General features: G+C 42.6%; 24 protein-coding genes and 1 pseudogene. 10 read left to right on the forward strand and 15 right to left on the reverse strand.

The features are described 5' to 3' along the window. Positions 1-80 precede the first annotated feature (80 nt). Positions 81-722: an SGNH/GDSL hydrolase family protein gene (locus tag NST58_RS26890; RefSeq protein WP_076186401.1), complete on the reverse strand. Its 642-nt coding sequence runs from the start codon at positions 720-722 to the stop codon at positions 81-83. 5 nt (positions 723-727) lie between these two features. After that, positions 728-1,639, reverse strand: coding sequence for a dihydrodipicolinate synthase family protein (locus NST58_RS26895; protein WP_038573110.1), 912 nt, complete (start codon positions 1,637-1,639; stop codon positions 728-730). A 507-nt stretch (positions 1,640-2,146) separates the two neighbouring features. Here NST58_RS26895 and NST58_RS26900 point away from each other — a divergent pair. Continuing rightward, on the forward strand, positions 2,147-2,332 hold the full coding sequence (locus NST58_RS26900) for a hypothetical protein (protein WP_036679656.1): 186 nt from the start codon (positions 2,147-2,149) through the stop codon (positions 2,330-2,332). A gap of 199 nt (positions 2,333-2,531) precedes the next feature. On the opposite strand, the gene NST58_RS26905 is transcribed toward NST58_RS26900, so the two are convergent. Beyond that, on the reverse strand, positions 2,532-3,461 hold the full coding sequence (locus NST58_RS26905; RefSeq protein ID WP_076218773.1) for an aminoglycoside phosphotransferase family protein: 930 nt from the start codon (positions 3,459-3,461) through the stop codon (positions 2,532-2,534). 248 nt (positions 3,462-3,709) lie between these two features. On the opposite strand from NST58_RS26905, the gene NST58_RS26910 reads away from it, so the two are divergent. The 4 genes from NST58_RS26910 (at position 3,710) to NST58_RS26925 (ending at position 7,514) form a co-directional block, all read left to right on the forward strand. Next, positions 3,710-4,921: a sugar efflux transporter gene (locus tag NST58_RS26910; RefSeq protein ID WP_052097297.1), complete on the forward strand. Its 1,212-nt coding sequence runs from the start codon at positions 3,710-3,712 to the stop codon at positions 4,919-4,921. An 87-nt stretch (positions 4,922-5,008) separates the two neighbouring features. Further along, on the forward strand, positions 5,009-5,557 hold the full coding sequence (locus tag NST58_RS26915; RefSeq protein ID WP_339244764.1) for a hypothetical protein: 549 nt from the start codon (positions 5,009-5,011) through the stop codon (positions 5,555-5,557). Between the two features lie 267 nt (positions 5,558-5,824). Next, positions 5,825-6,358, forward strand: coding sequence for a sigma-70 family RNA polymerase sigma factor (locus NST58_RS26920; protein ID WP_076129163.1), 534 nt, complete (start codon positions 5,825-5,827; stop codon positions 6,356-6,358). Continuing rightward, the gene (locus NST58_RS26925; RefSeq protein WP_339169596.1) at positions 6,345-7,514 is read left to right on the forward strand and encodes a DUF4179 domain-containing protein; all 1,170 of its coding nucleotides are present in this window, start codon (positions 6,345-6,347) and stop codon (positions 7,512-7,514) included. The genes NST58_RS26920 and NST58_RS26925 overlap by 14 nt, the downstream gene beginning before the upstream one ends. Before the next feature lie 98 nt (positions 7,515-7,612). Here the strand turns inward: NST58_RS26925 and NST58_RS26930 are convergent, their stop codons facing one another. From NST58_RS26930 to NST58_RS26970, 9 genes and pseudogenes are all read right to left on the reverse strand, one after another. After that, positions 7,613-9,412, reverse strand: a complete 1,800-nt coding sequence (locus tag NST58_RS26930) for an AraC family transcriptional regulator (RefSeq protein ID WP_339244767.1) — start codon at positions 9,410-9,412, stop codon at positions 7,613-7,615. 780 nt (positions 9,413-10,192) lie between these two features. Further along, positions 10,193-10,657, reverse strand: a complete 465-nt coding sequence (locus NST58_RS26935; RefSeq protein ID WP_339244769.1) for a phage tail protein — start codon at positions 10,655-10,657, stop codon at positions 10,193-10,195. 92 nt (positions 10,658-10,749) lie between these two features. After that, positions 10,750-11,649, reverse strand: coding sequence for a hypothetical protein (locus NST58_RS26940; RefSeq protein ID WP_339244771.1), 900 nt, complete (start codon positions 11,647-11,649; stop codon positions 10,750-10,752). Positions 11,650-12,270: 621 nt separating this feature from the next. Further along, a complete protein-coding gene (locus tag NST58_RS26945) occupies positions 12,271-12,687 on the reverse strand; it encodes a hypothetical protein (RefSeq protein ID WP_339244773.1) in 417 nt (138 codons plus the stop codon). A 32-nt stretch (positions 12,688-12,719) separates the two neighbouring features. Further along, entirely contained in the window at positions 12,720-14,459 is a 1,740-nt protein-coding gene (locus tag NST58_RS26950; RefSeq protein ID WP_339244775.1) for an ABC transporter ATP-binding protein, read from the reverse strand. Beyond that, on the reverse strand, positions 14,456-16,237 hold the full coding sequence (locus NST58_RS26955) for an ABC transporter ATP-binding protein (RefSeq protein WP_339248804.1): 1,782 nt from the start codon (positions 16,235-16,237) through the stop codon (positions 14,456-14,458). The genes NST58_RS26950 and NST58_RS26955 overlap by 4 nt, the downstream gene beginning before the upstream one ends. Before the next feature lie 171 nt (positions 16,238-16,408). Next, positions 16,409-17,428: an AraC family transcriptional regulator gene (locus NST58_RS26960; protein WP_179086330.1), complete on the reverse strand. Its 1,020-nt coding sequence runs from the start codon at positions 17,426-17,428 to the stop codon at positions 16,409-16,411. Between the two features lie 200 nt (positions 17,429-17,628). Next, on the reverse strand, positions 17,629-18,390 hold the full coding sequence (locus tag NST58_RS26965) for a SagB/ThcOx family dehydrogenase (RefSeq protein ID WP_076130854.1): 762 nt from the start codon (positions 18,388-18,390) through the stop codon (positions 17,629-17,631). Between the two features lie 166 nt (positions 18,391-18,556). After that, positions 18,557-18,655: pseudogene (locus NST58_RS26970) on the reverse strand (LuxR C-terminal-related transcriptional regulator); the annotation flags it as partial. Between the two features lie 408 nt (positions 18,656-19,063). On the opposite strand from NST58_RS26970, the gene NST58_RS26975 reads away from it, so the two are divergent. Continuing rightward, positions 19,064-19,390, forward strand: a complete 327-nt coding sequence (locus NST58_RS26975; protein WP_076277629.1) for a 30S ribosomal protein S15 — start codon at positions 19,064-19,066, stop codon at positions 19,388-19,390. A gap of 15 nt (positions 19,391-19,405) precedes the next feature. Further along, on the forward strand, positions 19,406-19,540 hold the full coding sequence (locus NST58_RS26980) for an NmrA family NAD(P)-binding protein (RefSeq protein WP_256719074.1): 135 nt from the start codon (positions 19,406-19,408) through the stop codon (positions 19,538-19,540). 69 nt (positions 19,541-19,609) lie between these two features. Here NST58_RS26980 and NST58_RS26985 read toward each other — a convergent pair whose 3' ends face one another. Then, positions 19,610-20,161 carry a TetR/AcrR family transcriptional regulator gene (locus tag NST58_RS26985; RefSeq protein ID WP_076277630.1) on the reverse strand — a complete coding sequence of 184 codons (552 nt, stop codon included), beginning with the start codon at positions 20,159-20,161 and terminating at the stop codon, positions 19,610-19,612. A gap of 149 nt (positions 20,162-20,310) precedes the next feature. Here NST58_RS26985 and NST58_RS26990 point away from each other — a divergent pair, with 149 nt between their 5' ends. Genes NST58_RS26990 through NST58_RS27000 form a run of 3 tightly spaced genes read left to right on the forward strand, consistent with a single transcriptional unit; the run spans position 20,311 to position 22,278 of the window. Beyond that, positions 20,311-20,955: an NAD(P)H-binding protein gene (locus NST58_RS26990; protein WP_339244780.1), complete on the forward strand. Its 645-nt coding sequence runs from the start codon at positions 20,311-20,313 to the stop codon at positions 20,953-20,955. A gap of 12 nt (positions 20,956-20,967) precedes the next feature. Beyond that, positions 20,968-21,312 (forward strand): DoxX family protein, encoded by a 345-nt coding sequence (locus NST58_RS26995; protein WP_339244782.1) that lies wholly within the window; start codon positions 20,968-20,970, stop codon positions 21,310-21,312. A gap of 15 nt (positions 21,313-21,327) precedes the next feature. Further along, positions 21,328-22,278, forward strand: a complete 951-nt coding sequence (locus tag NST58_RS27000) for an LLM class flavin-dependent oxidoreductase (protein ID WP_339244784.1) — start codon at positions 21,328-21,330, stop codon at positions 22,276-22,278. A 205-nt stretch (positions 22,279-22,483) separates the two neighbouring features. Here the strand turns inward: NST58_RS27000 and NST58_RS27005 are convergent, their stop codons facing one another. Continuing rightward, the gene (locus NST58_RS27005; RefSeq protein ID WP_081387619.1) at positions 22,484-22,627 is read right to left on the reverse strand and encodes a recombinase family protein; all 144 of its coding nucleotides are present in this window, start codon (positions 22,625-22,627) and stop codon (positions 22,484-22,486) included. A 300-nt stretch (positions 22,628-22,927) separates the two neighbouring features. After that, positions 22,928-23,152, reverse strand: a complete 225-nt coding sequence (locus NST58_RS27010; RefSeq protein ID WP_019908812.1) for a LuxR C-terminal-related transcriptional regulator — start codon at positions 23,150-23,152, stop codon at positions 22,928-22,930. Positions 23,153-23,246 lie beyond the last annotated feature (94 nt).

Genomic DNA, 23,246 nt, shown 5'->3' on the forward strand with positions numbered 1-23,246 from the left:
AAAGCATACGCTTAAAGTTTTGTGAGCATTATCTTCTCTGAATCTCTTCGTACAAAACTCGCTTCGAAAGCATAGAACCTTTAATTTAAAATCCGTTTAGCATGGTATTGCACTAAATCGGCCATGTTGCGATGTCCTTGCGGATCAAGATGCATATAATCAATTTCATTCATCGATACATGGTCTCTGGAATCTACAAAGTGGATACCAGTTCCCGTTAGCAAAGCTGCAAGATGCTCAGCGAGCTCCATAGACTTCTCACTACATCCGCTACCCATTGGTTTGCCAATAGGGGTATGAATATACTCTGCTCCAATCGGAGGGGGCGCGATTACTAGAACCTCTGGAGCCTTCCCCTCAGGTCCTGCACCGCTACCTTTAGCTTTAAGAGCCAGTCTAACAATACCTTGTGCGATGTTATAAGAAGTTAATCCAAACCTTTCTTTGGTATCATTGGTCCCAAGCATGATCACAACCAAGTCTAATGGCGAATGTGACATTAGGCAGGGATAGATATAGGAAATTCCAGAAAGTCCTTCAAATAGAGGGTCCTCACTGACACTTGTTCTGCCGGGAAGCCCTTCTTCGATCATACGGTAGGCGTCACCCAATTCTGTATGAAGAATTCCCGTCCAACGAATATCATCCTTAAATCTGCGGTCTGTCTCTGCGTCGTAGCCCCAAGTATTAGAATCGCCAAAGCATACGATGGATTTCTTCATTTGTCTTAACCGCAATATCTTTCAATAGCTTGATCAATCAATTTCATAATGTCTGCGATCGGACCAGCATCTTCAGCGGCTACTGCCTCAAGCGGTGCTCTTACGCTACCAATGTTTACGCCTCTTAATTTTAGAATCTCTTTTATTCCGGCATACATGGCACCTTTGAGCGAACAAAGGGCGATGATAATATCGTTGATATCGCTTTGAATTTGTCCAGCTTCTTCGAACTTACCAGCCTTAACAAATTCATTTGCTTGCAGGAACAGCTCAGGCATAACCGCATAGGTTCCACCGATTCCCGCATCCGCTCCCATGATTCTTCCCGCAACATATTGTTCATCCGGTCCATTAAATACCACTACATCTTTTCCACCCACTCTTTTGAATCTTTCAATATCCATAGTCGGCATGGAGGAGTTCTTCACACCAATCACCTTTTTGTTCGCAAGCAGCTTCTCAAATAGGGACGGAGTCAGTGTATATCCAGTAGTCTGAGGAATGTTGTAGATGATGAAGCTTAGAGGGGTTGCCTCCATAATCTCGCTCCAATATTTATAGACTGCACTATCAGGTAACTTGAAATATATAGGCGGGATTGCGGATAATGCATCGTATCCTAAGGTTGCAGCATGTTTCGCTAACTCAATACTATCTCTAGTGGAAGGGGCACCCACGTGGGCAATCAGTGTCATTTTACCTTTCAGGTTACTAGCTACGTAGCTTAGTACCGCTTTGCGTTCGTCGAGACTCTGGTAAATACATTCTCCTGAGCTGCCTCCCACATATACACCTTGAACTCCTTTTTCAAATAAGTAATCACATAAAGCATGCGTCCGGGATTCCGAAATATTTCCTTGATCGTCATAGCAGGCATAAAAGGCAGGTATAATTCCGTGGAACTTTGTGAGTGTCATTGTTAATCCCCCTTAAGTTGTGAGCGGTTTCTTTTCTACATAAACAAAATATCATTATATTTTGCTTTTGTAAATTATTTTCTCTATTTTTAGAAAAATAAAATTTATTTCCACCAATCTTATTTATGATTAGCAAAATAATGGTTTTCAGTGCAACTCGCAGCTAATAATCATTTATTTTTCCATATTCATTAGAAAATAATCCTGTAAATTCTCCACCCTAAATTTATTTCTTCAGGGCAGTATTTGTTGGATATACGGATGTAAAATAATTTAAAAAAGTGGTACTAATGAGTATCCTTTCAGCTTCACTAAAAGTGTCTCCTACAGGGAGACACTTCTCTCCAGATGAAGCACAAAACCTAAATAACACACAATGTTCACTGAATAATCTGTGTTTTTCAGACGGACACACCTTTTAAAAAATGGAGTTTAGGATTATAATGAAAGCGTAAACAAAGAACAACAAAATCTATTTTGTTTCTTCGCCAAAGGAGGCTGGAGGAAATGCTAGCAGGACTTAAGGAACTTAAAAATTGGGTGACAGAAAACTGGAATCCAACATTGAATACAGGTAATGAGGACTACCGGAAAATGGAGTACTCCGTGGAGCGCCATCTGCACACTCCGCAATCTCCGAAACCACTTAGCTATGAAGAAGAGGCTCGCATCAAGACCGTTAAATTTCATTAACTAACCCTTCAGATAAAGATTGATTCATAACGAAGACATCAGACCGCCAGTTCTGGAAGCAATTTCAGTGGATGCGGTCTTTTATTATGCCTTGTAGTTGTATAACGAAAAAACCTCCTCCACCCTAAAGGGTGAAGAAGGCTAATAGGTTACTTTCGAGGACATGCAGTAGGTTATCAATCCAAACGTCTTGTTTAGTTCATCCTTCGATAAACCTCAGCGCGCGTTCCGATTGATAATCAGCTAGGCCTTGGGCGAATTGTTGATCAGGAAATCCTCTATGCAGCAGCTTTAATCCACCTGAAGTTAAGGAGACATGATGGTGGAATTGATAAAATAACAGCCTATCATGATCCAGAGCATCGTTCTTTAAGTACCGGTAGAAATCCCCAAATCTCATCTGCAAAAAACTATGCTCATGCTCAATATCATAAAACATTGCTCCTTCGATATCGATCAAGAAAGGTTCCAGTTTATCGTTAACCATAACATGGTCAGGACCCAGTTCCCCGTGAATAAACCCATATTGCTGTCTGGGTTGAATTTTTGATTCAAGCTCGTACAACTTATCGAGCAGTTTGCTTTGATTAGACCTGATCTTCTCAATATGTTGGGAGGCATAGGCTAGCTGTACTTTCGCATTTTCCATTTGTAATAAATGACATTGCCCCATGCTGCTCTCGTTAGCATTTGCTTTCCCAAAAACATGCCTCTCGTGGGTATGCATAGCAGTAAGCATCTCCCCCACACGCTGAAAAACTTTATCTTGAACACGTAACTCGGGATGATGAAAATAGGTTTCTGCCATTCTTCCATCTATATATTCAACCAGAGCATAATCGAAAGAGTAACGATCTCTTACCTTATTCAGATCATAAAGAGCAGGGGTCTGAATTCCATGTTGTGTTAAGTACCTGTTATTTAATTCGAATAAATGACTTCCATAGGATTGTTCGTTTATATCTTCATTTTCTTTTTCTTCTTTAAAATAATTCATGGAAAGATCCCACACATACAAAACGCAGGAAAATCCATTACTGCACTCAATCTTGTAGACCACCTTTTGTGCGCCGCCATGCATGCGCGAAACACGAGCAACGAAATAACTGCTGCCAAAAACCCTACTAATATAATCCTGTAAGTCAGCCTTATCGAGATGACAAGTAACGTCCATTAACAACACTCCATTTATTAGGTTTTGCCGGCTTCACAATAGTAAATAAAATCCAGCCGAAAGTATAGACTTATTCTTTCTGATCAATTATGATGTTGAATAAGGTCTTGAAAAAAACAAGCATACAAAAAGCCGTTGGAATCAATTTCAACGGCTTTTTTTTATGAAATATCTATACAAATATAGAGGAGTACTTTCACAACATGTTCAAACGACTAACTGCACTATTTTCGATTCCCTCTTATGGCTTACTCTTTTTATGTATGTTACTGCAGGGGATGGGGATTTCACTCAGCGCACCCTTTTTATCCATTTATTTCACGGAACAGCTTGGAGTATCTGTCGGGCTGTTTGGTGTTTTTCTGGCCACCACGTTAATTGCCGGGATATGGATCAGTACACTAATCGGAAGACGCTCTGACCTCGGCTTAAATCGAAGAAACATTTACCTTGTCTCCACGCTCTGTAATGCTCTGGCTTATAGCGGATACTTGCTCATTGGGGATTTTACGATCTTATTCATCTACATGATTGTGTTCACCGCTCTAGGTGCACCAGGGATGCCTCAATTGTTCGCCATAGCTAGAGAAGCAGTGAATAAGAGCGATTTTACGGATACTGCGTTTGCAAATTCTACCTTGCGTTCTGCTTTCTCTCTCGGCTTTATTACAGGTCCTTTAATCGGTACTCTGCTAATTGCTGCTGTTGGGTTTAAAGGGATTTTCTCGGGCACCATCGGAGTATTCCTGCTGGTTGCCTTACTTATTTCACTATTCCTGAAATCAAATACAGAAGTGAAAAGCAGTACTGCAGAAGTAAAAGTAAAAAGTTTCCGGTTGGGTCAGAACCGTAATGTTCTGCTTCCTTTTCTGATTATGATACTCATGTATGTAGCCCACTGGACGAGTAGCATCAATACTGCCCTCTTTATTACTAACAATCTAGGGGGAACAACAAGCGATGTCGGTTTAGTCAGCAGTATTTGTGCTGCGCTGGAAATTCCTTTTATGATCATGCTGGGACTACTTAGTGCGAAATACAGTAACCGAATCCTGATGATGTGCGGAGCCATTTTCGGAGGAGCTTATTATCTCGTTGTCATTACTTCAGGCGCGATGTGGCAAATGCTTGCAGCCCAAATTTTGCTTGCCTTTTTTGTTGCCGTTATTTCAGCGATTGGCATTAGCTACATTCAGGATCTGCTTCCAAACATGCCTGGGTATGCATCCACGCTCTACTCTAATTCATCCACGATCGGCAGACTGATTGGCAGTCTTGTTGGCGGGTTATTAGCTAGTGTTGTTGGGTACCGGTACTCATTTGTGCTCTGTTTCATACTCGTCATTATTTCTACAATCATGCTTGCGGTAAGCGGACGTTACTCTGTAGATGATCCACAAAAACTAGCGATTTAATCCGCTTTTTCGGGCTTCATTCAGCCCTTGAAACTTCTCCATATTTTCTCGCGACTAACTAACATATCCTTAAAAAGGTGGGGTTAGATGTTAAAAACTATTGCAAGAATGCTCATGTTGATGTCTTTAATCTTTCTGGCAGCATGTGCAGGGGATGTTAAACCCATCGAGGAGCCGAGCACAGGAGCAAATACGCCAACCCAAAGTCCAGCGATGAATACGCAGAAGCCGCAAAACACAGAACCCAAGCAGCCAAATGAAACTAGTTTTAAAGCAGAATTGTCGATAAATCTGAAATCATATTCAGATCAATTGACAGAGTATGATCTCCCCGCACTTGAAGTGCTGGAAAAAAACCTAACTGCTTTGGTTGAGCATGACCACACACTTTTCCAATCCGGGTTCGTAAACAAAAAACTAGCAGATGCTATGGAACCTTATTATGACGAACAATATCAGTACAAATTCACAGACATCGAAAGCATCGATTCCATGTTACCCAACGAACATCAGGTGAATATAACGGTAATCGGACAACGCTTGGATATGGCCGCAAAGACAGTTGAAAATGTAAAAATGCTATACGCTATTCGGCCAAACGATCAAGGGGAATGGGTCATTTATATCATTGATTGATTGATTGATTGACTGACTGACTGACTGACTGACTGATTGATTGACTAACTGACTGACTTGCTTATGAAAAATCGTCGACCGATTCCTGACAGGGAATTTGAACGACGATTTTTTTGTGAAAAAAAACCAATTTCTCACCTTGCTAGCATTGCGAGATGCGGAGAATTGAATCATGTTTGTGGTAACCTTCTAGCTACCTACCCGATCTAATATTTAAGTAACGTTACGAACATCCTAAGACTTCTAGTCAAGAAAGCAGGTAAATCTTTGCATATAGATCCTATTGTCGTCAAAGCCAAAGCTGGAGACCCTGAAGCATTCGTGCAGTTGATGCAGGAGATAGAGTTACCTTTATACAGAACTGCAAGGTCCATCGTCAACAAAGAAGAAGATTGTGCAGATGCCCTGCAGGAGACGATGCTTAAAGCCTTTAAGAACATCCATACACTCAGAGAGCCCGCTTTTTTCAAAACGTGGATCTTCCGGATTCTGATTAATGAATGCAATAAAATGCTCAAAAACAACTCAAGAGCCCTCCCTTATGGAGAGCTTCCCGAAGTCCCTTCCACTTCCAAGGATTATGAGAAAATCGAATTATGGGATGCCGTTCAACATCTTGAGGAGAACCTCCGGATTGTCATTCACCTTCACTACCTACAGGACATGCCGATCCGTCAAATTTCCGACATTCTCGAAATTTCTACGGTTGCTGTGAAGACCCGGCTGCATCGCGCCCGCAAAAAGCTAAAGCATTCATCTCAATTCAATCAAGAAATGGAGTTGCGACATGGTAAACACTAAGTTAGAAGAACAGTTAAAGAACTGCCAAAGCCTACTTCCCGCTCAGTTATCGGATATTGCCCGCTCCAAACTGAATGAGACTTACCAAATCATCAGGGAGACCGATAATTCCATTTCCCCCATTCAGAGAAAGATGGATGCATCAAGAACTTTTAATAAGTGGTTGATTTCCACTGCAGCCGCTGCAATTCTTGGAGTTACAGTCCTCGCTTCCGGCTTTGTATCGCCCGCAATGGCTGGTGCACTCAAGCAAATTCCGGTTTTGGGACAAATCTATTCATTATGGGGCGAAAAAAACTTAGATCCCGGTGTTCAACAAGCCGGGGATTTCATCACAAACGTAAACCAAAGCGTGACCCATAGCGATGTGACCATGAATATCCCAACGTTGTTATTTGACGGAACCCGAATTCTTATGAACCTAACCACTCCTGGAAACCGTCTGGCTTCGGAGCCCAATTCGCCGCCTTCAGATGCCAATAAAGGGGCGGTGGATAAGTTTGAGGTTCTCTATAAAGGTCAACCTCTGCTCTGGAGTTACGAACACATGGATGGTGAGACTGCTTCCAGCATAATGGTTCAGGTTTTGAATACTTATTATGATCCGAGCACAACAACACAGACTGTCCAGTTCCCTGATCAGTTTGACTTGACTGTAAATGTAACGTTAAAGGGTTACGATGTCCCGTTCGAATTCGTTCTGCCTGTTACCAAATCAACGCCTGTTACCGCACTAACTTCAGAGGAGACCAAGCATCACGATAACATTAACTTGCAGATCAGTAAGGTAGAAATCACCCCAATCACAACGCAGGTATCCATTGAGTACAAAACCAAACCGGGCCAGAGCGTAGAAGAAATGCTCGCTTCTATCCCTTCGAAATATAAGGGTGCTAACGGGGGCGTCATCGCTCTTCAATTTGACATTGTCGATGAACGTGGCGTTCAACTGAAGCCCATCGGTGCTCACCCCTTAAGCGAATCTTATAATGTTCGTTTTGAACCCTTCAAGACTATACCGAATACCGTAACCATCAAACCGTACTTAGTCATTTCCGAAGGTCAAGCCCTAGCTGGGACTAAAGGACTGTGGGAAGACAACAATATGGTCAAGGAATATATCCCTGAGCTGGAGACTGTACTTTCGGTCCAATAGTTCATTTGTAAAAGGGTATGCAAAACTACAAAAGACGAAGCCATAATAGGCTTCGTCTTTATATTTAGATGGCTTCAGGTAGGTTCAATCCAATAAGGTTATTTTGATGAAGCCAGCTTCGATAATTTGTCGGCAATATCTTCGGCTTGTAATAAGGAGGAGTATGAATCTGCTGCAAAATATTTTTCCATATCAATCTCAATCATTCGATTGTTTTTGACTGCATCCAACATCTTCCATGTTGCTGGCAACTTAGGCGGTTCTTTGTCCTTTACGGTAAGGACAATAACGTAGTCACCTACATAATCATTTACCGTTTCCCAAGAAACTTCAACCCGGCTCATTTCCTTATCAATGATTTCACTTTGAACTTTTGGAGCGGGATTCAGACCCAAAATATCGTAAGTAGCTCTGCCGCCTCTCTCACCCTGATTACCAATGACCATTAAAAATTTCTCTACGGTGATATAATCTACGATAGAAATAGTTGCATCTTTTGCAAGTACATTATTAATTTTTTCGCGGGCAGCTATTTTACGTTTTTCGAAATCTGCCACAAACTGTTTAGCCTCTTCTTCTCGATCCAGAATTTCTCCCATAGCTGTAATCTCTTCTTGAATCGTTGCGTATTTACTTGTATCAAATAATACGGTCGGTGCGATCTTAGAATAGTTACTATAAGCATCTTTATTCCAGGTTATGATGACGTCTGGCGCTAGCTCTAATACTTTTTCAAAAGAAATACTTCCTTCTGCCCCTATATCTTGTACCGTCTCATCTAAGAAAGGTTTGAGAAACTGAGAATACTCCAGTTGGGTATTTGATGCTCCAACCGGTACTACCCCAACTGCTAAGACTGGTCCCAAATCCCAATCAACTACAACACGTTGGGGATTGGCTGGAACATTAACATCCCCCATGACCGTTGTTATTTTCCGTAAACCCGTATTTTCAATGGCCTGATTGGAAGGTTTACTTTGTGTTGGTTCTGCTCCCGCATTGCTATTACGGCTAGTGTTCCCATTTCCGCAAGCTGTAAGTAACAGTGTGAGCACAAGCATTAGCATTAATCCTTTTTTCGTTTCGATCCCCTTTAACATCTGTTTATCCCCTTCAAGTTTTAATTGATAATGATTATCATCATCAATATAACAAGCAGAAGAATATTTGCCCATGGAGGATAAGAACTCTTGCCATGGACTATCTGAAACGATCAAACCTGACTTCACCTTATTTTTGTATTGAACTGGCGTTGTCCCAACCTGCTTCTTAAACAGACGGGTAAAATAAAAGACATCACTATAACCTACGCTTACAGCAATCTCCTGTACGGTGGCATCGGTTTGAATCAGTAACTCCTTCGCTTTAGCCATCCTGGTCTGAATTACATATTCAATGGGACTTCTCCCTGTACGGCGTTTGAACTGCCTCGATAAGTATTGAATGCTATAATTCCATACTTCTGCCATAGATTCAAGTGAAATAGGTTCATAATAATGTTTGTGAATGTATTGAATGATCTGTTCCACTAAATCTATTTCTTTGGGGGCAACTCCTTGAAGCTGTAACTGCTGGACAAGTGTATATACAAACTGATAAAACTGGATTTTCGCCTGGAACCGTTCCATAGCCGGTCTGCGATTCCATTCCTCATACATCGATTCCGCATGACGGTATAAAACAACCGGAGAATTTGGTTTACATGCATATTGCAGATGAAAAGGGTTATTTATATAATAGGATTTCAATATTGTTTTACTAGCTTTAGTAGAAATACTACCTCTATATAAAATGTAATAGTATGTGACATCCTCATGTCCAACCTCGAACTTGATGTTACTTCCTTTTCCCGCATGTAAAACAAAGAATCGTTCTAAGGAATGCCTATTACCATCCAACCAGATAGCACCTTGCCCCCGCACGACAAATATAAAACAACTAGCTGGGAGTATATGTTGCTGTTTACTCTGTCTACGTATCACATGTTGGCGAATATCCACCAGTTGAACCGTACATTTCACCGTTCCAGCCACTTCAGCTCTTTTCTACGGGATTTATACCGTACATTCTACCGTTTCAGCCACTTCAGCTCTTTTCTACGGGATTTATACCGTACATTCTGCCGTTTCAGCTACTCCAGCTCTTATCTACGGGATTTATCCCGTACATTCTACCGTTTCAGCCACTTCAGCTCTTTTCTACGGGATTTATACCGTACATTCTACCGTTTCAGCTACTCCAGCTCTTATCTACGGGATTTATCCCGTACATTCCACCTTTTCAGCTACCTCAGCTCTTTTCTACGGGATTTATACCGTACATTTCACCGTCCCAGCCACTCCAGCTCTTTTCTACGGGATTTATCCCGTACATTCCACCTTTTCAGCTACCTCAGCTCTTATCTGCGGGATTTATACCGTACATTCTACCGTTTCAGCCACTCCAGCTCTTTTCTACGGGATTTATACCGTACATTCTACCGTCCCAGCTATTCATGCAAAATAATTATGAAGTACGCTCGCAACTCCAGTTTTCGTTGCCCTATATAATAAATTCGGCCTCTTGAATGAGAGTCCATTCCCATAGATAACCTACGCAAATTATCTATATCGGCAAGATTTAGGGCCATCCTTTTACAGGATGGCCCTCTCATTGATTAAGTTGCAATTTTGCTAACCTTAATACTCTCCTTTAATTACAAAAAACGAACCCCGAATTGTTCCGGCTAGCTTGGACTTCTGCCTAGCAAACTTAAACTTCTCTCCAAGCTCCTTTGGGATCTCCATCCCCTCAGAAAGCTTAAAACCAACAGCCCGCTTCTTAGGGTCATCCACCGTATACATAACGTTGACTGCAAGACCATCCTCATAAAAGACATAAGCAAATTTAATGTTTTCCACTTGAAAACGCGACGTCTCTAAAGGCTTGGCCGCAAACTCAATATCACGTTCTTCTTTTAAAATTCGGTTCACATAATCAAGGGTCTCCTGACTTTCGCTGGCTTGTACAACCGTAAACTCATGTTTGTATTTGTTCATAAAGTAACGGGCCTCATTAGCACGCAGACCAGCAAGTGCATCTACTACAGGTGAAGATTCTAACCCAACCGTAGACACATTTTTAAAATCAACGATATAGGACATTTCCATCTCTCCTTTTCTCTCATTATTACCAAAAAAACTTATCGTTACTTAGGATACGGTTCGCGTGTTGTCTGTAACAGCAAGTTTCTGTGTTAACTGCTGTGCTCTTTTTCTATTAAAGTGACCATCTCACGCTTCCACTTTTCTCGCTCCTCTGGCGGGATCGGCTCCCCTTTGTCATACAGAAATCTAATCATATAGAACCCATCCTTCGTAAGCAGGCTGGTAACAAGTTCATGCTCTAATACATTATTGTTCATCAACTGCGTCTCCACTATAGAGCTATTATCAGTCTGATGCAGTACTTGAGCGGTCAACAAGGTCTCTTGGGAGATATAATCCGCTGTATGCTTCTCTACAGAAGATGCCTCTATCTTATCAAAATAATTAATCGTGAACGTATGCGAAGGTTCGTACCGATGGTATTCTCCCAGCGGATAATATCCGATAAATTGACTGTTACTGTAGACATGGAAGGTTGCAGGTACATAGCTATCAAGTTGAAAATACGGGATGAATCGCGCAATGCCTGAATTGATCTCTTCTCCAGGAGGAATGACCGCATCCACACCACTAAGGAAATCACCCTTCTTATCTACATAAATCGTGCTATAAGGGCTGTACCTCGTAATCCAAATTGAACCATTCTCCTTCACAGCCTCAACGTAATAACTGATTATTTGATTTCTTTTTTCCTCACGTTCATCGGCGGGGTTGATACAGGTATGAATGTGCTTCCGAGTGTATGTAAAGACTGCTTTAGTGGCATCCATTGACAGCAATTCAAATTCGAGAATTTCAGATTTTATATTATAGATTTGAAATGTCATCATTAATTGAAAATGATTTAAAAAGGACATTCCCCTCTTATCTGGATGAAATTTTTTGCTCAAACCTTCTTCATCCTTATCCATATAAGCCTGCTCCAAGCCTTCAACCAGGGCCTGCAGCTCCTCTTTGGTGATGCCTTTATTTTTCTTAAAGAAAAACATGTCTTCTCTCCCCTCATTATCAGTCTACTGCCAATTACTTACTCCTATTTATTATACGGGCACACCTGTGTACTTTTCTAGTTATGAAGAAACCATCCCTGACAAAGGAATGGTTTCTTTGAGTAGGTATACCTTTCGGTCATCCCTACATTTTAAAATGTTCACGAACTAACCTAAATTGTTCTTCTACGCTCATGTTTGGTGTTCTTTCTATGGTTTTGATGCCCAGCTTAGTGCATTCTCTCTTCCGGGATAAACGGTAATATAAATTCAGGCATTATTCCTAAATCTATTAGGATTGGTTGGTCATCAGGTAACTTCAGCAAGTCAATAATAAAGAATTCCATCATCTCTTCGACCACTTGAAATAACCATTGGCTAGAGATCATCCTCTAATGTTTGAAAACCTAATTCCTCTACAAACTTCTTGGTTTAATTCTTCTTTCAAATAATTATTATTTATCTTCATCTAACACACCCCATTTATATTTCAAAAAGCTTACTCTGACACGTTGGTTGTAAGGGGTTGGCGGATTCTTATCTTTCTAGACAAAAAAACCTTCCCCACCCAAAAGGGTGAAGAAAGCTTAAATGTGTATCCCCAAATTATGGGCAGCTATATTAGGTTTTCGTACCCGAGGGTGCCTTAGTCAACTGCTCCTCCAGCCACCTTATCGCCTCAGCCTCTCCGGAGAAAGCGCCTCCGGGGCAGCCGTAGGTTCTTTTAGTGGACAACGCTGTAACTGGCTTGTAGACAGCAAGTAACTTAGCATTCTGCATTACGACCGCGATGCCTGAACAATATTGGGCGATTTCCCGCTTGTTCATCTTGCACCAGTTCATATACAGCTGTGTGACCGCACGCTCTGGACGTGTGTTTTTCTCAGCAGAATGCACCATCAGCAGGCCGAAGGCAGATCGGCGCGCGAGCAGCTCTTCCCAATAAGCGATATATTCTTCTACTGTCTCCTGATCAAACGCCTCCCCCAAACTAAGGCTTATGATCGGCCAAGCGGATTCATCCTTTGTTATAGCCATACGTGTCCCTCCTAAACTGTGCTGAGCATTGCCTAAGATGTGATGCGGAATCCGACGGATTGCTGTTGCAGCTTCCAGAGCCGGTCGTACAGTCCGCCGCGCAACAGTAGGGCTTCATGTCGTCCCTGCTCGACCAGCCGACCGTCTTCCAGTACGATAATGTTGTCCGCACCGCGTATGGTTTTCAGCCGGTGAGCGATAACAATGACGGTTCTGCCCGTAATCAACGCATCAATTCCTTTCTGGATTTCGGCCTCATTCTGCGGGTCAAGCGATGCAGTAGCTTCATCCAACAGCACAATTGGAGCATTCTTGAGAATCGCACGGGCAATGGAAATTCGCTGCTTCTCCCCTCCGGAGAGCGTACTGCCGCCTTCGCCTACCGGCGTATCATAACCAAGCGGTAATTTCATGATGAAATCATGGCAGTGAGCCATTTGCGCTGCCTGCTGAATATCCCGATGCGACGCCCCCGGCCGCCCAAAAGCAATGTTGTTCCCGATGGTATCTTGGAATAGGTACACATCCTGAAACACCACCGATACAGATCCTAGCAGATGTTCTGGATCAATATCCTTGATGTTGCGCCCACCTAGCAGAACGCTCCCTTCTTCAGGATCATAGAAACGTGAGATCAGGCGCAGCACTGTACTCTTGCCGCTGCCTGACGGGCCCACAATTGCAGTCAGTGAACCTTGCGGCATTTCCAGACTTAAATTTTTGAGAACAGGCTCTCCTCCATAGCTGAAGGTTACATTGTCAAACCGAATGGTGCTGCTTTTAGGAAGAGGACTCGTATTACCTGTCATTACCGGCTGGCGTAGCAGGTCTACTATACGTTCACCCGCTTGTTCGTTGTAGCGGAATTCGGCATAATTGGCTAGCGCCGTGGTCAATGGATCATAGATACGTGTGCCGACAATAAGGAATACTGCCAACTGCAAAATACCGAGCTCCCCCCCTAATAATAGATGAACACCTACGTATACCATTAAGGTCAGTCCCGCACGAAGAAGAGCCATAGCGGTTAGAATAACCGGACCGAACATCCCTTCCAGCTTCACACTTTCCTTCATCAAAGTTTTAAAAGAGTTATCCAGACGGACAAATCGTTCTCCCGTCAGGTTATAGGCCTTCATCACCCGTATACCGTTCAAGTATTCTTGCAAGCGGTTCGCAGCGTTCAGCTTGGCCTTCATATGATCCGCTCCGAGTCTCCGCCGCAGCTTGCCCGATATATACATGATCAGGAGAGCAACCGGCAGCGCTACGAACATAGAAAGCGCCATCCGCCAGTCCAGAAACAGTAAACCAGCAAGTGCAAATATCGGCAGTACAAAAGCTCCCGCAAGCTGTGGCAGCAGATGTGAAATGCCCGTCTCAACGAGCGTGAAATCGCCCATCATCATATTGGCTAAATCACCTGGATCCCGGCGAGTCAGGTAACCCAGCGGAAGCTTCCGCAGATGTTCTGCTAATTCCGCACGTCCCTGTGCAGCAACATTGTATGCCCCGCGGTAAGCGGTGCGATAGGCGGGAATCTCACTCAGGAACATCAGCACCATGACGGCGACAAGCCCTGCGCAGATCCACCAAAGGCGTTCTGTCTGAAGTTCTGCGCCTACAGTAATATAAGGAGCAAAAATCAACCGCACCGCCTCAATTACAAGCGCGAACGGCAGCACACTAACTAGATTAGCCAGCAAAGAAAAAAGTACAGGCTTCAGCAACTGCTGCGGTTTACCGGCAGTAATATTATGCAATACCTTCATAGCTGATCCCCTCCTTTTTCCATATGCCAATCTCCGGCGTCACTGTAGGCATGCCACATTTTTGCGTAAAGCCCCTTCGCCTCAATCAAACCTGCGTGCTCTCCACGTTCCACGATTTCTCCATCCCGCAGCACCAGAATTTGTGTAGCTTCACGTATAGAGGAGAGTCGGTGAGCAATGACAATAACCGTCTTGCCGCGCATAAGCTCCGTAAGTGCTAACTGCATATGAAACTCATTTTCTGGGTCGGCAAAAGCAGTCGCTTCGTCGAGCACGAGCACTGGAGCATTTTTGAGAATAGCCCGAGCTACTGCAATGCGCTGCTCCTCACCACCCGAGAGATAGACACCGCCTTCACCAATTAACGTATCGTATCCCTGCGGCAGCCGAGTAATGAACTCGTCGCATTGTGCCGCTCTGGCTGCAGTCTGGACTTCCTCCAAAGTCGCTCCCGGTTTTCCAACAGCAATATTCTCATACAAAGTGTCATAGAACAGGAAGGTTTCCTGAAATACAAAAGCAACTGTATTCATTAATTCATGGATCGCCATATGGCGAATATCGACTCCACCGATACGGATCGCACCCACTTGCGGGTCCCAGAACCGCGGCACCAAGCTGGCCACCGTCGATTTTCCCGAACCTGACGGGCCTACCAGTGCTGTAACCTTCCCTTGTTCCGCACGGAATGAGACTTCGCTGAGCGCCGCTGCAGTCCCTGCATCTTCACTGTAGGAGAAAGTTACATCCACAAATTCAACGTCAAAGGTATGCGGGGATAGCGGTTCTGCTATTTCCGGTACAGGCTGCTGTGCCAAGAGACGGTCCATCCGCTCCACGCCTTCGCCAATATCCCGAGTGCTTGAAGCCAGCAGAAGTAGCTTGTAGAGCGGAGATGAAACGCCGGGTGCCATAATCAGAAAGAACAACAGCACAAGCGCAAAGGACATGGAATCCGGCCGACCGCTTAGCATGAAGACGCCCACCGGCAAAATAAAGGTAAACGGTGACGCAAGCAATGTTTTGAATAAGATATAACCTGTTTGATAACGGTCCGTATACTCCAGACAATAATCGCGGTAGCTGGTCATATCACTGTAGAACTTTCTGAAAGAATGCACCGTCTGCCCGAACACCTTAACCGCGGGCATCCCCCGTACATACTGCACCGCCGAAGTATTGATCTGCTCCAACGAATCATGATACTGCTTCACACTGGCCTTGCCTCTGCTGCTCATCATAAGCGCTGACTGCACACCTAATCCTATAATTATCGGCAGCAGGCAAGCTACCGCCAACGGCGGACTAAGCCAAAACATCGCCACGATCATCAGCACTGTAGAAGCCAGCACGCTGACTAAATCGGGAAGCTGATGCGCTACGAAATTTTCCACCTTGTCGACATTCTGCTCTAGCGTCTTCTTGACCACGCCTGTTGAAGTCCCGTTCAGGAAACCGAGCGGCAATCTGCCCAAATGCTCGGTCATTCGCACACGCAAATTATATTGAATACGAAAAGCCGCAATATGCGAGCACATAATACCACAATACGAAGTCACCAGCCCTCCGATTAACCCTCCAAGTGCAATCCACCCCCAGCGGATCATATACGCACCGTCGACCTGTCCAGGCGATGAAGCATGGCGCAGCAGCTCTGCCAAAATGAAATAAACAGACAAAAACGGAATCAGCATTAATACAGCGCTGACAGATGACAATATTCCGGACAAGAGCAGCAAACCTCGCTTCTCTCCGGCGATCTCCAGCAGCCTTGGCATGCCGGTTTTGGTTTTACTCACAGCTGTTCCCCCACTCTTGGTAATTACGCACAAAAAAAGTGCACTGAGAATGATTCTCTGTGCACTAGTGTATAGGAACGTTGTTCACGATTGCTACCGTTTAAGGGATTATTATTAACCAAATCAGGAGCATCTGTGCAGGATACGGACTTACAACTTAATACCGAAGAGACGCTGCCTGCCGCTGATCAGATATTCTCCTGGACGCACACCGAACTTTTTGCGGAAGGCTGCCGAGAAATGACTCACATTACCGTATCCAACTCTGGAGGCTGCTTCACTTACAGTCATACTCCCTTGTTCCAGCAGCTGCTGTGCTCTCTGCATCCGTTGTTCGATAACGTAGGCATGCACGGTATAACCAAACATTTCCTTGAAGCCCTTTTTCAGCTTAAACTCATTGAGGCATATAATGCGAGAAAGGCCTGCAAGCGTCGGCGGGTGCAAATAATCACGCTGCAAAATCTCCTTAGCGAGCCGCAGGCTCTCCATATCCTCTCTGGACAGCTTGACCGAGCGTGGAATCCGGTCTGCTTCATATAAAGATTCATTGAGATAGACCGCCATAAGCTCCAGCATTTTGCCCTCCAGATAAAGTTCACGCATGCCATGGCTATAGGAACAATCCGCAATCTGCGATAGAATGAAGCGGATGGATGGTGTGATGTTATTTTTTCCAAAAAACAAACCCGCACCAGCTCCGATGCGAAGCCGTGTATCCTCAGTCAGACCACTGGTCATCCGCTCAAATTGTGCAGGGCTCATATCTATGCTGATGAATCGGTACCCCGCTCCACTCAGGTATGTGCAGTTTTCACTTCTTACTCCGCCATGAAACAGCGCAATTTCTCCTGTATCTATAACAAAATAGTCCGATTTCAGCGAGGTCCCCCACTCAATGCCATGCCCCATGCAGAATGCCAGCTCTGTACGCGGAGTGCTAAAATTGCCCTTCGCTTCGATATCCCGATTAAAACAGAGATTAAAATCTGTCATCTGGATATACCCATGGCTAAGCAGGCTACGGCAACTGCCTTCCCCTATTTCGACTGGAGGTTTAATCTCAAAATGAGCCCCATCAAAACGATAATTATAATCCACCCCTTCACATGTAAGCGTCTTATGGGCATCAATCGTTTCTGCTTCTTTCAGTCCATTGCTTCGCTCCATGCACATCCCTGCTTCCTCTTACTTTGGGTTAATTATATATGCAATGAGAATGATTATCAATTAAACATTACGATTTCCTCTTCGTTCAGACTGAGCAGTTGGGCAAATACACTGGATTATAATCAAAAAAACCTTTCCCACCCCGAAGGGTGAAAAAGGCTTATATGTCTCACTTCCGAAGCCGTATCTAGCCTTCATAGCTACTCTCGTTTCTTCCCAACTGCCCCAAGATAGATAACAAACTCTTCATCGCCGTCTAATTCTAAAATCTCATCTATCAACTTTTGATCATAGATTCCAATTGCGCAAGCACCTGCACCGATGGATTCGCTGGCTAAATAAAGGTTCTGGCAGACATGTCCAACATCGATGAGGATTTTTTTGTGAGCAGAAATATCATACTTCCATTCGGAGCGGTAGGGTGTGGTACTCCAGGCAAACAATACAGAAGCCTTTTTGGCAAAGTTAGGGACAAAGGGCTGATCCAAAGTAATAGCATCAATCTTTTGTTCAAGTTGATCTAATTCAAACATAAATAAGAGCTTATGTTCCACAGGCAGGTATCTATAGATCCCTTGCCCAATACCCTCTACACGCATAATCATTAAATAGGTTTCAAAGGTGTGCGTCGCCCCACTGCAGGGTACAGTCCGCAGCGTAAGTCCGTTCTTATTCATGCCGCTAATCCCTTGGGTAGCCCATAATAAATAGGATAACTCCTCCAGACTAACAGTATCCTCAGAATAGAACCGTGTACTTCTTCTTTGATCTATACAATCAAAAATATTATCTTTACTCACAACGTCTTTGCTGACCTTGGGCAAATCAATAATTAGTGAATCTGAATCAAATGGCTTAACAATTGGCGGTTGTGCAATTCCCTTGATCTTATCTGTTTTGATATGTTTGAATTCATGAAAATTGGATTTCAGAAAATTTCTTTGTTGTTCATATCTGGTCATAACAGATCCTCCTGAACTACCTTAATATCTCTAATTTATCATGCCATAAAAATCATACGGTGATCTAACTCACTCTTCAGTTATTTTGGTGAGTAAACAAAAAACCTCCCTTTGCCCCGAAGGGCAAAAGAAGGCTTAAACGCGTCACTTCCGAAGACATGGCCAGCTATATTTTCAGCTCCCCAAGCTTGATCAGCTCGACAACCGCTTGTGAACGGCCTTTAACGTTTAGTTTTTGCATTACATTCGTGGTGTGGTTTGAAACACACCAAATTGAACTCACAGTCAATGCAATAAACCCTTGAATCTCAAGATTTCCTTTGTTTTCTTACTAATATTCGATCCGTTTGACTACCTTCATTATTCAACTTTCGTGTCCCATTAGTTCAATCATATCTCGTTATAATTCACTTACTTTAATTAGCTTTAAGTAGTCTTTCCGAAAATATCAGAGTTTGGTGTGGTGTAATTTTGATTATCGAGAGGTGATCGAAGTTTACAAAGGTTAGTTGTTCCGCTAACGGGCAGAATAGTTAAAGAAATTATTGTTGTATTTTTATGTAGATTAAAGGTACAATAAAACGCGAACATATGTTTTCATAAGTAATGAAGAAGCCCTTACCAATCCACAAACAGGTGAACAATAATTGTCTGGAAAAAGAAAGGAAATAAAATGAAAAATATAAATTTCAGTGAAGCTATTGAACGTTCTATACAATTAAGGGAAGTCTACCATCGTTTAGAACGAAAGTATCATGAAAAAGCATGGACAGTAGAAGAAGATGCGTTAGCTTTCCTTACAGATGCTGGCTTGGTCGGTCGCCTAACAATGTCTCAACAAGGTCGTTGGCCAACAAATGGGGATACTGAATCTGAACTTGAACATAAGATTGGTGAATGCATGTGGTGGTTGATTATTTTGGCTGAACGTATGAATATTGATAGCAGTGAAGCATTGGGGAAATTCTTAACTAAAACTGAAATTAAATTAGGGAATTGAGATAATATACCTGATATTGTCTCAACATTTGGTGATCTAGAATCTTACGTACGACAACAAACAAATGCTGTTGAAGCGGCAAAACAAGCAGGTGTAAAACAATTGGTGTATTCTTCTGCTCCACGTGCTGACGCAAGCCAGCATCTGTAAAAGAAGCACTTCAACAATTATTAGCATAAAATAAATAAGCCTCTGTTCATCAAGAACAGGGGCTTATTTTTAGTCTAATAGTAAAGCTTTAAAAATGGATTCAACTACATCTTCCGTAGGCTGTTCGCCATTTTTTACATACTCCGTAGAAATTCCGTATAGCGTCCAACTGATCATAATACTGTGCAAATTTATCTTTTCATCTGCCCAAGTTGGATGTTCTCCCTTTAATAACTCACAGAAAATCCTTCCAAGTTCTTGTTTAACAATGGTTTCAATTTTAGGTGTGAATGCTTCATAGCTTCTACTACATTGGCTAGCTAAGCCCCTTTGAAAGCTAATCAGACTAAGTAAAATATTCTTTAATGAACGCTCTGACAATGCTTCATGTGAACCCACATTCTTTAATACTTCTTTTAGCACATCTTCACTCAACACTTTCTCAAGCAAATCATATTTGTCATAGAAGTGATAATAAAGGGTTGCACGATTTACTGTTGCGCGCGAGGTAATATCTTTTATCGTAATATCTTTAAAATCCTTTTCAATCGCTAATTGCATAAACGCATCCATAATTAAGCGTTTCGTTCTTAAAATGCGTGGATCAATTGTTTTTTCCAATACTAGTCCCCCTACTTTTCCGACATTTCGAGTAATATGTCGGATATACGATTTTCCCAAGCATTTTGTTGGTTGTGCCAAAATCCATTTGAATTTATGCTAACTATACAACAAATGTTGGATATACAAAAGTAGTTGGAGGTCACAAAATGAACATTATAGTATTTGGTGCCAACGGGAAAATCGGTCAGCACTTTATTCAAATTGCCCTACAAAATGGCGATCACGTAAAAGCATACGTACGTCGTGAAGGCGCTTTAACGATGCAACACCCGAACTTAGAAACCATTGTCGGTAGCTTAACGGATGAGCAACAAGTGGCAGCAGCTATTCAAGGGCAAGATACTGCTGTGAGTACCCTTGGCTCTCCTTTATCAATGAGTCGTAAAGTAAAAGACTTACCGATTACAAAGGCACATGAAACCATCTTACATGTCATGGAGCAATTACATGTAAAACGTTTTATTACACTTGCAACACCTACCATTAAATCTACTTTCGATCAAAAACAGCTTGTAACGATCATGCCAAGTATTATGGCGAAGCAGCTGTTCCCTACTGGTTACGCAGAAATGAAAGCGATTGGTAAACTAATTCATCAAAGTCAGGTGGATTGGACAGTTATTCGCATCGTCAACCCAAATACCAACAAAGATGGTGGCGGGTATGCAATTTCACTCGGGGATACCAAAGGAAAATTTACAGTTTCACTCAAAAATGCAGCTCAATGTATGTACGATGCAATTCGTAAGAAAGAATGGATTGGCAAAATGCCAATCGTATTTAACAAATAAGGGGGATTACTAATGACAATTTTAGCATGGATTTTACAAGGCTTACTTGCATTAATGTTTATAATGGCTGGTTTTGGGAAAATAACTGGTTCAAAAATGCACATCGAGGGCTTTAAAAAATGGGGATTACCACAATGGTTCCGTGTTCTAACAGGTGGCATTGAATTAGGTACAGCTATTTTATTAGTCGTAGGTTTTTGGAATCATACAGCAGCTCTAATCGGTGCAGCCATTTTAGTAGCAGTCGGTATTGGTGGCGTAATTACACATCTTCGTGTAAAAGATACAATGAAAGAAACAGCAACAATCTTAATACTTGGTGTTTTAGCACTTATTTTACTAATCATCCTACTATAAAAGAAGGTAAATACGATGAACTTCGAATTTGGTGTTTATTCATTAGGAGAACGGTTTCCAGATGCAAATGGTCACGCGCTCCCTGCACAGGAACGTATTGAAAATATCATTCAAATGGCTAAATGGGCAGATGAAGCTGGGCTTGATGTGTTTGGGGTTGGTGAACATCATCGTTTAGATTTCGTCACGTCAAGCTATACAATGATTCTTGCAGCGATTGCACGAGAAACAAAAAACATTAAATTAGCGAGTTCGCTATCGGTCATTAGCACGGCAGATCCTGTTCGCGTATATGAGGATTTTGCTACACTGGATTTATTAAGTGGTGGTCGCACCGAAATTATTTTAGGTCGAGGGCTCTATTTAGAAAGCTTCTCATTATTCGGAGTAAGTCTTGACAATTATGACAAGTTATTTGAAGAAAAGCTTAGACTGTTTATGAAATTGCAAGAAAAAGAAGTCGTGAATTGGCATGGTGAATTCCGTCCCCCTCTTCGTGATGCACAAATTGCACCTCGTCCCGTACAATCAAAAATTCCAATGTGGATTGGCGTGGGTGGTACACCAGGAAGTGCCATTCGTGCAGGGAAATTTGGCCTAAACATGGCACTTGGACTTCTTGCAGGTGCACCAGAACGTGTATCGCATTTAACGAAACTTTACTGGCAAGCTGCAAATGAAGCAGGTCACGATTTATCCAAGCTAAAGGTATCCGTAACAGGGCATAGCTACCTTGCTGATAGCGGCGAGCAAGCCATTCGTGAATTTGCACCTTGCTATAATCAGTACATGGCGTATGGCCTGAAGGACCGTGGCATGCCATTTTATCCAATATCAGCCGAGCAAATGATGCCACAACGCGCTGCAAATGAAATATTAGCCGTCGGTAGCGCAGAAGAACTTGCTGAAAAGATTTTATATCAGCATGAGCTTATTTGGTCACTTACGCTTCATGGGGCAATTTGATATGGGTAACCAATCGATGGCACGTGTGGAAAAAGCTATTGATTTACTTGCGAATAAAGTTGCGCCGATTGTTCGTCGCTCGCTGAATAAATAAACTAGTAGATAAATCCAATTATAAGATGCAGAATAGCGGAATCACTCTCCATATGTAAAGTAATTCCGCTTATTTTGTATACGCAATGAAATTCGAAGGGATTTTTAAAAGTTATTTTTCAATTAAACTGCCAGTTAGAGACTTTTTCACTTCGTATTTACCAAACATATTCTGGCCTGTGTATACCTCATTAGTGAGAATCCCCTGAATAGTGGTAATTCCCCAGACTCCTCCTTTTGGAGATAGAATCTCCATCTCTTCATCGAAGGCGTTTCTAAAGCAGTCCCGTCTCCAAGCTAACTTAGTAGTATAATCCACATAAATACCGTTTATACATAGCTCCAAAAAAAAAGGAACGAGCACCCTATAGGCAATTCACGAAATCTTTCATGTTTTTAAAGACGAAGTTCTATCAAAAGAGCGTTTAGATTTTCACAGAAGAAGGGAACAGCACAGCGACATCACGTGTCGCTCTTTCCTTCACAACAAAAAACCTTCCCACACCCCTAAGGGTGGAGAAGGCTTAAACGCGTCACTTCTGAAGACATTGGCTAGCTATATTTTCAGCTCCCCAAGCTTGATCAGCTCGACAACCGCTTGTGAACGGCCTTTAACGTTTAATTTTTGCATTACATTGGAAATGTGGTTTCGAACTGTTTTTTCGCTGATAAATAATAAGCCAGCGATATCACGAGTCGTTTTGTCCTGCACGAGAAGCTCAAAAACTTCGCGCTCACGATGAGTCAACAGAAATTTGCTGTGGTGTTCGTTCCCCTTCAATGGTGTCACCCCTCCTTGCCCTGGGTTTGTTTGGTATAACAAGGTAAAGGGATACAGTCAAAACATATTATGTAGTGTTGATGTTAATGGTGCT

It is taken from the genome of Paenibacillus sp. FSL R10-2796, assembly GCF_037965315.1.
In the GTDB taxonomy this organism is placed as follows: Bacteria; Bacillota; Bacilli; order Paenibacillales; family Paenibacillaceae; genus Paenibacillus_AQ; species Paenibacillus_AQ odorifer.